General features: G+C 60.7%; 11 protein-coding genes. 10 read left to right on the top strand and 1 reads right to left on the bottom strand.

The window, feature by feature from the left end; genetic code table 11:
- The first annotated feature begins 36 nt into the window (after positions 1-36).
- From ACFY68_RS22715 to ACFY68_RS22670, 10 genes are all read left to right on the top strand, one after another.
- Positions 37-654: an acyltransferase gene (locus tag ACFY68_RS22715; protein WP_346613236.1), complete on the top strand. Its 618-nt coding sequence runs from the start codon at positions 37-39 to the stop codon at positions 652-654.
- Positions 647-1,603, top strand: coding sequence for a glycosyltransferase family 2 protein (locus ACFY68_RS22710; RefSeq protein ID WP_346613237.1), 957 nt, complete (start codon positions 647-649; stop codon positions 1,601-1,603). Before ACFY68_RS22715 ends, ACFY68_RS22710 begins: the two co-directional genes overlap by 8 nt.
- An 8-nt stretch (positions 1,604-1,611) precedes the next feature.
- Positions 1,612-2,136: a serine O-acetyltransferase gene (locus tag ACFY68_RS22705; RefSeq protein WP_387531992.1), complete on the top strand. Its 525-nt coding sequence runs from the start codon at positions 1,612-1,614 to the stop codon at positions 2,134-2,136.
- 150 nt (positions 2,137-2,286) lie between these two features.
- Positions 2,287-3,264 (top strand): glycosyltransferase family 2 protein, encoded by a 978-nt coding sequence (locus tag ACFY68_RS22700; RefSeq protein WP_387531989.1) that lies wholly within the window; start codon positions 2,287-2,289, stop codon positions 3,262-3,264.
- 7 nt (positions 3,265-3,271) lie between these two features.
- On the top strand, positions 3,272-4,231 hold the full coding sequence (locus tag ACFY68_RS22695) for a DUF535 family protein (RefSeq protein ID WP_387531987.1): 960 nt from the start codon (positions 3,272-3,274) through the stop codon (positions 4,229-4,231).
- 76 nt (positions 4,232-4,307) lie between these two features.
- Positions 4,308-5,510 (top strand): glycosyltransferase family 4 protein, encoded by a 1,203-nt coding sequence (locus tag ACFY68_RS22690; protein ID WP_387531984.1) that lies wholly within the window; start codon positions 4,308-4,310, stop codon positions 5,508-5,510.
- Positions 5,507-6,694: a glycosyltransferase family 2 protein gene (locus ACFY68_RS22685; protein ID WP_387531981.1), complete on the top strand. Its 1,188-nt coding sequence runs from the start codon at positions 5,507-5,509 to the stop codon at positions 6,692-6,694. The genes ACFY68_RS22690 and ACFY68_RS22685 overlap by 4 nt, the downstream gene beginning before the upstream one ends.
- The gene (locus ACFY68_RS22680; RefSeq protein ID WP_387531978.1) at positions 6,694-7,464 is read left to right on the top strand and encodes a WecB/TagA/CpsF family glycosyltransferase; all 771 of its coding nucleotides are present in this window, start codon (positions 6,694-6,696) and stop codon (positions 7,462-7,464) included. The genes ACFY68_RS22685 and ACFY68_RS22680 overlap by 1 nt, the downstream gene beginning before the upstream one ends.
- Positions 7,465-7,672: 208 nt before the next feature.
- A complete protein-coding gene (locus tag ACFY68_RS22675; protein WP_387531975.1) occupies positions 7,673-9,088 on the top strand; it encodes an undecaprenyl-phosphate glucose phosphotransferase in 1,416 nt (471 codons plus the stop codon).
- Positions 9,089-9,281: 193 nt separating this feature from the next.
- Entirely contained in the window at positions 9,282-10,943 is a 1,662-nt protein-coding gene (locus tag ACFY68_RS22670; protein WP_387531973.1) for a phosphoethanolamine transferase, read from the top strand.
- Between the two features lie 6 nt (positions 10,944-10,949).
- Here ACFY68_RS22670 and ACFY68_RS22665 read toward each other — a convergent pair whose 3' ends face one another.
- A complete protein-coding gene (locus ACFY68_RS22665) occupies positions 10,950-11,909 on the bottom strand; it encodes a LysR substrate-binding domain-containing protein (protein WP_387532139.1) in 960 nt (319 codons plus the stop codon).
- Positions 11,910-11,955 lie beyond the last annotated feature (46 nt).

The raw sequence follows: 11,955 nt of genomic DNA, 5'->3' as shown, positions 1-11,955 counted from the left end.
ACAGTCCAGGAGCGCTTGACTTGCGAGGCTAGCAGTATGAAAGGATGGATACGGAATGCCATGACGCAGTACTTTTACTCGACAGGGCGGGGACGCTCGGCATACAAGAAATTCTGCAACCCGACACCCCTGGAGTGGGGCACCTACCTGGCGCGGTGGGGGAGTTTTCACTCCGTGGGCAGCAATGTGTATATCAACTGTGGCTGTAACGTGACCGACCCGACACTGGTGCGCATTGGCAGCAATGTGGGCCTGTCGGACTGCACATTGATCGGCCACGATGGGGTGGTTGCGCTGATCGAGATCTGTTACGGCAAGCATCTGGACTCTGTCGGCTACATTGATATCAGGGACAACAGCTTTGTTGGCCACGGTGCGATCGTCATGCCAAGGGTCACCATCGGGCCGGATTCGGTGGTTGCTGCCGGTGCCGTGGTCACCAAGGATGTGCCGCCCGGCACGGTCGTTGGCGGCAACCCTGCCAAATTCATCTGCACCACCGAAGAGCTGATCAAACGGGTCGAGGCGCGCTGCAATGCCTATCCTTGGATCGACATGGTGAAAAACCGCAAGGGCGCTTACGACCCAACGGTAGAGCCTGCGCTGGCGCGGCAACGCAGCGAGTATTTTTTCGGAGACGGTAGCAATGGATAGAAAACCCGTCGATGTGATGGTCGTCAACTTCAATACCGCATCGTTGCTGCAGCCGATGTTCGATGCCTTGCGCCAGGCCGGCAGTGAGCGGCTGGCCAAGTACCTGGTAGTGGACAACGCCTCCGTCGACGATTCGGTGCAGCGCATGGCCCAGGTCTGCCCCGAAGCGGTTTTGCTCAGCAACAAGCTGAACGTGGGGTTTGGCCGCGCCAACAATCAGCTGCTGGCCCACCTGCAAGGCAAATACGCGCTGCTGCTCAATACCGATGCGTTCGTTGCCGACGACAGCCTGCAGAAAACCATCGACTACATGGATGCCCACCCGGAGTGCGGTGTGCTGGGCGTGCGGCTGGTGGGGCGCGACGGTGACCTGCAGCCCAGTTGCCGGTACTTCCCTACGCCGTTGAACGTGTTTGTGGCACGCACCGGTCTCGGGCGCTTTTTCCCCGGCTTGAAAATGGTCGACGAGATGAACTGGGACCACGGCTCGGTGCGCGAATGCGACTGGCTGCCTGGTTGCTTTTATCTGGTGCGCCGTGAGGTGCTCGACCAAGTGGGGCTATTCGACCCACGGTACTTCCTTTATTACGAGGAGGTGGACCATTGCAAGCGGGTCAAGGAGGCTGGCTGGAAGGTGGTGTTCTACCCGCACACCACGGTCGTGCACATCGGCGGTGAGAGCTCCAAGTCGGTCGCCGAGCTCGAGGCGGCGAGCCGGCAGATCTCCAGCTACCAGATCGAAAGCGAGCTGCTGTATTTTCGCAAGCATCACGGTGTCGCCGGGTTGGCCCTGCACATGCTGCTGGTGAGCCTGGGTGACCTGGTGCTGGCACTCAAGGCGCTGCTCAAGGGGCGCGGCTGGGGCGCAATCAAGGCCTGCTGGCGGCATACCCAGGCGACCTGGTCGCTGCTGCTCAAGACCCGGTTCGCGAGCCAACCCACACGGTAGGTGAAGCCATGTTCGATAACATTCGCGCGGACTTGCGCGCACACGGTGGCGATTGGGGCGCCCAGGGTTTCTGGGTGCTGGTGGTGTACCGCTTTGGCCGCTGGCGTTATGGCGTGCGGCCGGCGCTTTTGCGCAAGCTGCTGTCGTTTGTCTACAAGGTGCTGTTCAAGTTCGTGCAGATCATCACCGGGGTCGAGCTGCCATGCGAGGTGGTGATTGGCCGCAACTTCGTCATTGACCATTTCGGCGGGATCGTCATCAGCGGCTATGCTCGATTTGGCGACGACTGCCGGATTCGCAATGGCGTGGTGGTCGGCCTGAAGAACGTCAACGAACCGATAGCACCGGTGTTTGGCAATAACGTCGACATCGGCGCTGGGGCCAAGGTGCTTGGCAACATCCGCATTGGCAACAATGTGGCGATAGGCTCGAACGCCGTGGTGTTGATCGATGTGCCCGACAACTCGCTTGCGGTAGGCGTGCCCGCGACCATCAAGGCCAGAAAGCACAGCCAAGCCATGGAGTGCTCATGATTCAGGCTCTGTACGAAAAGGCTTGAGACGTAGGGCAGGCGAGGCTGTTTTCAACGCAGCATGGACAAGTATCAAGGCTTTTCGTACAGAGCCTAGCCAATGAATGGCCGCGCAAAAGGGTCGTTCCGTCAAGCGCGCGAGTGAGGGCCCATGGTGACAGGCATTGGAGTGGTGGTGATCGGCCGTAATGAAGGCCAGCGCCTTGAGCGCTGCCTGGCGTCGTTGGCCGGGCGTGCGGACAAGGTGGTTTATGTGGACTCCGGCTCTACCGACGGCTCCGTGGCGCGGGCGTCGGCGCTGGGTGTCGAGGTGCTGGCGCTGGACATGTCGATACCGTTCACCGCTGCGCGCGCGCGCAACGAAGGCTTCGCCTGCTTGCAGAAATCGCTGCCAGCAATCCGCCATGTGCAGTTCGTCGATGGCGACTGCGAGGTAGATGCCGGCTGGCTGGCCAAGGCACAAGCGTTTCTCGACACGCACCCCCAGGTGGCGGTGGTCTGCGGCCGGCGCCGCGAACGGTTTCCCCAGCATTCGATCTACAACCTGCTCTGCGACCTGGAGTGGGACACGCCGCTGGGCGAGGCCAAGGCCTGTGGGGGCGACGCGCTGATGCGCGTCGATGCCTTCTTGTCGGTGTCTGGCTATCGCCCGGAGCTGATAGCCGGGGAAGAGCCCGAACTGTGCGTGCGTCTGCGCGCCGCTGGCTGGAAAGTCTGGCGTCTGGGCGCCGAAATGACCCTGCACGATGCGGCCATGACGCGCTTTGGCCAGTGGTGGCGGCGTAGCCTGCGGGCAGGTTATGCCTACGCAGAGGGCGCCTACCTGCATGGCGCGCCGCCAGAGCGCCATTGGTTGCGCGAGTCGCGGCGCGCCTGGTTTTGGGGGCTGGGCATTCCGCTGCTGATTGTTTTTGCCAGTGTGTGGCTGGGGCCTTGGGGGCTGCTGCTGCTGTTGCTCTACCCGCTGCAAATGCTGCGCCTGGCGCGGCGTGGCGGCAGGTCGGCGCGTGAGAACGGCTTGCAGGCGGTGTTTCTGGTGCTGGGCAAATTCCCGGAGATGCTCGGCCAGGTGAAGTACCTGCTTAACCGCCACGCGGCCAGCAAGCCGGTGTTGATCGAGTACAAATGAGATGCCTATGATTTTCACATCGTTAGCGAAAAGTGTGCTCACCTTGCAGCCCGGCTACTCGTTACGGGCGCTGAACAACAAGCGCAAGTTGACGGCAGCGATGATCACGCAGTGGCCGCAGCTGCGCGCGTTCATCCAGCGCATGTCGGGTGCACTGGGCGAGGAGCGTTTCGCCAGGCTGGGGGTGGACTGCATCGGCATGGTGCAATGGCCCTACATCAGCAAATGCTGGGAGGCACCCGAGCGTTTCGAGGTGGTGGCTTCGCACTACGAAGTGGTCGCCAAGGATTTCCCTGCACTGTTGCTGCTGGGGCGCGACGAAAGCCGAGTGGTTTGCGACCTGTCGAGCTACGCCAGTGGCTGCACCCTGGTGCTGGACCGGCCCATCTGGTTCAAGCGCGAAGGGGAGCTGGTACTCAACCTTTTTCAGGCTGACCTGCGCGTGGCGTCACTGGCGTTCACGCTGTGCCGCGCCGAGGGTGGGCTGTGCCTGTTCATTGGCGCGGTGCAGGGCATCCACAAGGGCATCGACAGTGAAACGTCGCTGAACATCTACCGCGACCTGACCAAGGATTTCCAAGGGCTGCGCCCCAGAAGCTTCCTCGTCGAAGCCCTGAAATGCCTGGCCAGAGCGATTGGGGCCACGCACATATATGCTGTGACTGACCAGTGCCGGCATCACCGCCACCCGTATTTCGGTATTGATAAGGCCCAGGACCTGGCCGCCAACTATGATGTGATATGGCAGGAGAACGGCGCTGAAGGCTCGACGCGCGAGGATTTTTTCGCCGTGCCGATGGCGCCGGCACAGCGCACCCTGGAGGACATCGCGCCAAAGAAACGAGCCATGTACCGCAGGCGCAATGAACTGCTGGACGATGTGTTTGCCAGGATAGAAGCAGCGCTGCCCCGTACGACCGGGCAAAAAGAGCTGCCGCTGCATCCACAACTGGCCTGCAGTCAGTGACGAACAGCAAGAAGAAGGCCAGGCTCTCGCGGAGTCGACCTGGCCATTCGGTAAACGGACTTCGATTTGGGGGCGTATGCGCATTGCTTATTTCATCAATCAGTATCCCAAGGTCAGTCACAGCTTCATCCGGCGCGAAATCCTGGCGCTCGAGCGTCAGGGCATCGAGGTGTTACGCATTGCCTTGCGGGGTTGGGATGCCGAACTGCAAGACAGCGAAGACCTAGCCGAGCGGGAGAAAACCCGCTACGTGCTGCAAGATGGCGTCAAGGGCCTGATGAAACCGATGTTCCAGGCCCTGCGCGCTGACCCACGGCGTTTTCTCTCCACTTTGGGCCTTGCCCTGCGCATGGGGCTGCGGGCCGACCGCGCCTGGCCGTATCACCTGGTCTACCTGGCCGAGGCATGCCTTGTCGTGCAGTGGTTGCACGCCTTCGGTGCCGAGCACGTGCATGCGCATTTCGGCACCAACTCCACCGAAGTGGTGATGCTGGCCAATGCGCTCGGCGGGCCCAGTTACAGTTTTACCGTGCACGGCCCGGAGGAGTTCGACAAACCGCAGTTCCTGCACATGGGGGAAAAGGTCCGCCGCGCAGCCTTCGTCGCGGCGGTCAGCTCATACGGGCGTAGCCAGCTGTTTCGCTGGGTGGCCCACGAGCACTGGGTAAAGGTGAAGGTGGTGCATTGCGGCCTGGAGCGCAGCTTCCACGAGGGCGCTGCCGTTGCCCCTCCGGCCGCGCCGCGGCTGGTATGCGTGGGGCGCCTGTGCGAACAGAAGGGCCAGCTGCTGTTGCTGGAAGCCGCGCGCATGCTGCTGGCCAAGGGCGTGGTGTTCGAAATGGTGTTGGCCGGTGATGGTGAGATGCGCGAACAGATCGAGGCACTGATCGCGCGCCATGGCATGCAGGCGCAAGTGCGCGTCACCGGCTGGATCAGCAGCGCCCAGGTGCGCGAAGAAATCCTCGCCGCCCGGGCGTTGGTCTTGCCCAGTTTTGCCGAAGGGTTGCCGGTGGTGATCATGGAGGCGATGGCCCTGCGCCGTCCGGTACTGACCACTTATGTCGCGGGCATCCCCGAGCTGGTTCGCCAGGGTGAAAACGGCTGGCTGTTCCCGGCAGGCGCTGTCGAGGAGCTGGCCACGGCCATGGCGGACTGCCTGGCGCAACCTGCCGAGGCCCTGCAGCGCATGGGTGAAGCTGCGTATGAGCGCGTGCTGCAACGTCACGACATCGACACTGAAGCGGCCAGGCTGGTCAGCTATTTCAAGGCAACTGCATGATGACTTTATTGAGTTGGCTACTGGGCATATTGGCGCTGCTGGTGCTGTTGCCGGTATTGGTGCTGTTGGTCCAGGTGCTGTTGGCCTGCTTGCCGGCGCGGCCGGTGCCTGCCTCAAAGGGGCCGCGCCCGCGGGTAGCGGTGCTGGTGCCAGCGCACAACGAGGCGTCGGTGATTGCCTCGGCACTCGCCACTATTGGCCCGCAACTGGTCGAGGGTGATCAGCTGCTGGTAGTGGCGGACAACTGCACCGACGACACCGCGGCATTGGCGCGTGCCGCCGGCGCGCAAGTGATCGAGCGCCAGCACGCCCAACTGCGGGGCAAGGGCTACGCGCTGGACTACGGTGTACGCCACCTGGCCGAGGCGCCGCCGGATGTGGTGGTGATCATCGACGCGGACTGCCAGGTGAGCGCGGGTACTGTCGAGCGCCTGGCCCACTGTTGCATCGAGTCCGGGCGGCCGGCGCAGTCGCTTTACCTGATGCATGCGCCTGCCGGCGCGGGGCTCAAGGTTCAGGTCGCCGAGTTTGCCTGGCGCGTGAAGAACCTGGTGCGCCCGCGCGGCTGGACCCGGCTGGGGCTACCGTGCCAGTTGATGGGCGCGGGGATGGCGTTCAGCTGGCAGGATGTCACCGCTGCTAATCTGGCGACCGGCCATCTGGTCGAAGACATCAAGCTGGGCCTGGAGCTTTGCCGTGACGGCAAGCCGCCGCTGTTCTGCCCGGCAGCGCAAGTCACCAGCCAGTTCCCCACCAGCCAGGAAGGCCTGACCAGCCAGCGTACCCGCTGGGAGCATGGCCATCTGGGGTTGGTGCTGGCGGAGGGGCCGGGTTTGATCGGCCGCGCGCTGGCGCAGCGCAACTGGCCTTTGTTGGCCATGACCGTCGACCTGCTGGTGCCGCCACTGGCGTTGCTGTCGTTGGCCATGATGGTGGTGTTCACAGTGGCCTGGCTGGCGTTGCTGGCGCTGGGTATCGTGCTGCCGGCGGTGATCGCCACGGTCAGCCTGGCCTTGCTGGGCACCGCGGTGCTGCTGGCCTGGTGGCGCTTCTCGCGTGAGCTGATTCCGTTTTCCGTGCTGTTGTATGCGCCGTTCTACGCGGCGAAGAAGATTCCCCTGTACCTCGGGTTTTTGCTCAAGCGCCAAGTGGAATGGGTGCGTTCAAAACGGGATGACAACTGATGGGTGACCGGGCTTGGCTAAAACGCTGGAAGTCGATCATCGGCAAGTTGCGTGTCGTCAGTGATGCGGCCGACGAGCAGCAGGTACTCGAGGCACTGCGTGCTCCGCAAACCGCTACCGTGCTCGGCTTCGTCAATGCCCATGCGATGAACCTGGTGGCCGCCGACAAGCACTACTGCGAGGCGCTGGCGGCCGCTGATGTGCTGCTGCGCGATGGCTCGGGGATCGCAATACTGTACCGGCGCCTGGGGCTGGCCCCCGGTTTGAACATGAATGGCACCGACTTCATTCCCGAGTTACTGGCAGCGTACAAGGGCCGGCGGGTGGCGTTCTGGGGTACACAGGAACCTTACCTGTCCCAGGCTGCGCAGCGCAGCGAGGCCTTGTACGGCGTGCAGGTGGTCTCGGTGCACGATGGGTTCTCGCGTGTCGAAACCTACATCGAGCTGGCCAGGACGCTAAAGCCGGAGCTGATCGTACTGGGCATGGGTATGCCTAAACAGGAAAACGTTGCCGCGCGGCTGGCCGACATGGGCAGGCCCTGCCTGATCGTCTGCGGCGGAGCAATTCTGGATTTCATCGGGGGCAAGGTGACACGGGCACCGAATTGGTTGCGCCGGCTGGGTGGCGAGTGGCTTTACCGGTTATGCAGGGAGCCCAAGCGGCTGTTTGCCCGCTATGTGGTTGGCAACCCGCTTTTCCTGCTGCGCGCGCTGATGTGCTCGAAAGCGACCTTTCCAGGTGGTCAGGGCAAGCCCCGGCGGACCTGAAAGGCGCTGGCTTGAAACGGCGAGCGTCAGAATGGACGGGATGAAGGTTTTGCGACCGGCGCTGCTGGCGGTGTGCTGCTACAGTGAAAGCAATGGCGTGGGGTGCCGTACGTTGAATTTAATGATTTTGTATTAAATCTAAGGTTGGGTTTATTGCATTGATGTAATGGGCATGCGTGAGTCGCGCACCTGAAAAAGAGGCCTCATAATGGTATTCGAGCCTAGAAGCAGCCGTTCCTTGCTCCAGCGTAGAAGCAGCGTGAGTAACGCCATTCAAGCAGGGCTCGATGGAATCGCTGTCACCGGGGTGGCGTGGTACTTGATATATGATCGGGTTGGTTACATTACCTCTGACTATGTAATCATGCTGCTGTTGCTGATTGGTGCGTTGGCGGTCATTTACGACCATTACGCCATTTACCGAAGCAACGTGGGGTTGTCGGTTAAAGCCTTCAGGCTGTTCAAGGCCTGGTCGGCAACGTTCTGTTTTTTAGTAGTGATCGCGTTCGTCACCAAACAAAGTGAAACCTATTCCCGGTTATTGGTTGGCCAGCTGTTTGTTATTGGCTACGTCGTTCAGTTGCTGTTGCATATTGTGATGCGTGAACTGCAAAAGCGTTTTACCGCGCGTGCCCGCCTGGACAATGCTTTGATAATAGGTGGTGGCGATCTGGCCAACTTCCTTTATCAGAAGATCAGCAATAACCCGTGGTTCGGTGAACGGGTAGTGGGTTGTGTACTGATTGATGAAGCCGACGGGGAGGACACGGGCGATACAAAACTGCGTTTGCCGGTGTTGGGCCGCATTGGCGACCTGGATGAGATTATCGCCAAGCAGGCGATCCGCACGGTATACCTGGTAACGCCGCTTGGCGGCTCTGAACTGATTAACGACGTCTACCTGAGGCTGCTGGACAAGTGCATCGCCGTCAACTGGGTGCCGGACATCTTCTCCCTGCGGCTGATCAACCACAGTGTGCGTGAAATTGCCGGTATCCCGGTGCTGACCTTGTCTGAAACACCGCTGACCGGCATGAGCCTGTTCCTGAAGAACCTGGAAGACCGGGTACTGGCGGCGTTCATTCTGCTGTGCGCCTCACCGGTATTGCTGGTGGTGGCCGCCGTCATCAAGTTCGACAGCCCCGGGCCGGTGTTCTTCCGCCAGGAACGCACGGGCTGGACGGGGGAATCATTCCGTATCTGGAAGTTTCGCAGCATGCGGGTGCACCAGCCTGAGAGCGGCGTGGTGCAGCAGGCGCAGAAGAATGACCCCAGGCTTACGCGGGTGGGTGCCTTCATTCGCCGCACCAGCCTGGATGAGCTGCCCCAGCTGTTCAATGTACTGACGGGCGAAATGTCGTTGGTGGGCCCACGCCCACATGCGCTGCAGCATGACACGCTGTATTCCCAGGACATCGTCGACTACTTCGCCCGCCACAACATCAAACCTGGCATGACCGGCCTGGCACAGGTGCGTGGCCACAGAGGCGAGACCAAGGACATCGAACAGATGATCCAGCGGGTGAATTCGGACATCGAGTACATCAACAACTGGTCGCTGTGGCTCGACTTCGTGATCCTGGTACGAACGCTCAATGCCTTCACCGGCAAGCAGGCTTACTAAGGTCTGTACGAAATTGTGTGTGTAGGAGCTGGCTTGCCTGGGATCGGCTGCGAAGCAGTCGTAAAACCGGTATTTGCGGATTGCCAGACAGAATGCGGATACAGGTTTTACGCCTGCTACGCAGCCGATCGCAGGCAAGCCAGCTCCTACAGGACATACACCCGCATTCACGCCCTCATCCGGGTCATCGAATATGAAAAACAGGTCCCAGTTTGGTGAGCGTGCGGCGAAGGTAGCGAAGGCGGAATGGCCGACCCTGTTGTTGTGGTCGTTCCTGCTGTCGCCGTTGCTGATCAGGTTGCTGGCAGACTGCAGGTGCTCGAAAACGGACCTGCTGGTGTACTACACGCTTGGCATTTCACTGCTGTGGCTGCTGGCAATACGATTCGTTTCAGGCAACCAATTCAAAGTTCATGTGTACTTGCTGCCGTTTTATCTGGTGGCGAGTGTAGACCTGTTTCTGGTACTGAACTTCGGCTCGAGGTTGACGGCCGCTTATCTTTTCATCGGCCTGACCAATTACAAGGAAGCGGGCGATTTTCTGAGTACCTACGGGTCTTCGATCATAACGGTATTGCTGGTGCTGGTGTTGTGTTATGGCGTTGGCCTGGCGGGCCTTTACGGGCGCACGTTATACAAGAGCAAAACTGTTTTGTGTTTCGCCATCGGCGCCTTGCTGGTCGGCTACGGTGTCTACTTTTATAAAACTGTGAAACTCAATTCGTTCGGCAAGAGCGCCATTCTCGACCTGGCGGCAAAAGACCAAAGTACGCCGTTCGGTTATCTGTCACAAATCGGATTGACCGCCAGCCTGTACACAGAATCGAAAAAGTACATCAAGCAGCGCCTGGAGTCCGAAGTAAACATAACGTCGACATCGGACCAGCCCGGTATTGAGACCTTGGTGTTCGTGATTGGCGAATCTTCGCGGCCGCACAACTGGTCGCTGTTCGGTTACCCCAATGTAACCCCGCCCAACCTTGATAAAGAGACGGGGGTTTTCAAGTTCAGCAGCATGTGCACCACCGCCCCTTACACCTCGGTCGCGGTGCCTTCGCTGCTCAGCCTCGAGCCCATCAAGCACTGGGACCTGATCGCCTCGACCAAGTCCCTGGTCGGCATCTACCGTGCGGCCGGCTACAAGACCTACTGGCTGTCATCGCAGGAGGTCGACAGTTTTGGCGGGATCATTCCGCAAATCGCCGCCGAGGCGCAAAACCGTCAGTATTTTGAACGCAGCTATGATGGGGCGTTGATCTCGGCTTATGAAAAAATAATTCAGCAGGGGGCGGGGCAAAAGCAGGCGGTCTTCATCCACATCAAAGGCAGCCATTTCGACTACGCGCGGCGTTACCCGCGTGAGTTCGCCAAATTCACGCCTGCAACGGACAGCGCCAAGGACAGGATTACCGCCAACTACGACAACTCGGTGTTGTACACCGACTGGCTGCTAGGCACGATCATCGAGCAGTTGAAGGCCAGCCAACGCAAGGCGCTGCTGGTTTACTCGTCAGATCATGGGGAGAACTTGCTGGATGACAGCCGCGGCCTGCTGGGCCACGGCATGGGCAATGAGTATGATCTTTCGGTTGCGGCGTTTATCTGGGCCTCAGGCAACCTGCCTCAGCAGCTGGCGCAAAAGCTGCAGAAACTTGATGAAAGGGAAGGGCAGCGCATCAGTATTTCTTCCTTGCCGCATACGCTGCTGACCATCACCGGTATTTCGATGCCAGGTTACGACAGCACTCACGACCTGCTGAGCAACGATTTCGTCCCGTCGCAATGCCCGTATCTGCTTGGCACCGGCTACGTTCCGTCGTTCGACTTCGATGTGAAACGTGTCGCGGCTGAATGATCACACTCATGGCCCGTTGTTGGCCGTGTCTGTTTGAATGGGGTGCTGAGCAAGAAACGTCTTCGCTTCAGTCACCAACCAGTCGTGCACCGCGCGTGCCCCCGGCTGGTTGAGGCCGCCAGGCGGGTAATGCACCACATAACGCTTGTGGTTGGCGATCGGCACGCCGAACGGCACGATCAGGGCGCCTCGCTCCAGTTCGTCATTGAGCAGCGTGCGCCGTGCAATCGCCACGCCCACCCCGGCAATCGCCGCTTCGATGGTCAGGTGGTTGCGGTTGAAGGTGTGCCCACGTCGCACATCCAGGCCGGGTGAGCCAATCCCCTCCAGGTAGAACTCCCATTCGGCAAAATCCGAACTGCCACGCCAGGCGGTGATGTCGTGCAGCAACGGGTAGTGCGCCAGGTCCGCAGGCCCGTGCAGCGGTGGCCGGCCACGCAGCAGGGCTGGCGAGCAGACCGGAAAGATCTGTTCGTGCAGCAACGGCGTCGAGAGCATGCCGGGGTAGCTGCCGTCATTCAGGTCGATGGCCAGGTCGAAGTCGCCCGGGTGCAGTGCCTGCGCGCTGTCTTCGGCCACCAGGCGCAACTCGATGTCTGGGTAGCGCTGCTGGAACCGCGGCAGCCGTGGTGTCAGCCACTTGGCCAGGAACGAGGGGATTGAGCGCAGGCGCAGGGTGCCACGGATTTCACCTGCGTCCAGGCGCAACAGCTCGGCCTCGATGCTGCCATATGCCTCGGCAACCGTCTGCGCCAGGCGCTGGCCTTCGGCGCTCAATTCAACGCCGCGGGCGCGGCGCAGGAACAACCGGTAACCCAGGCGCTCTTCCAGCTGGCGCATCTGTTGGCTGACTGCACCGGGGGTAATGTGCAGTTCCTCCGCGCAGCGGGTGAACGACAGGTGCCGGGCCGCACAGGAAAAGACATGCAGCCAGACGAACATCTGGCCGTTGAGCTGTCGCCGCATCATTTAGCTCCACTAAAGCCTTGCTTAGGAAGTTTCGTTGGTCATC

Source organism: Pseudomonas sp. NPDC012596, from assembly GCF_042902325.1.
Classification (GTDB): domain Bacteria; phylum Pseudomonadota; class Gammaproteobacteria; order Pseudomonadales; family Pseudomonadaceae; genus Aquipseudomonas.
Note: the sequence above shows the minus strand (reverse complement) of the source record. Positions and strands in the feature narration are given on the sequence as shown.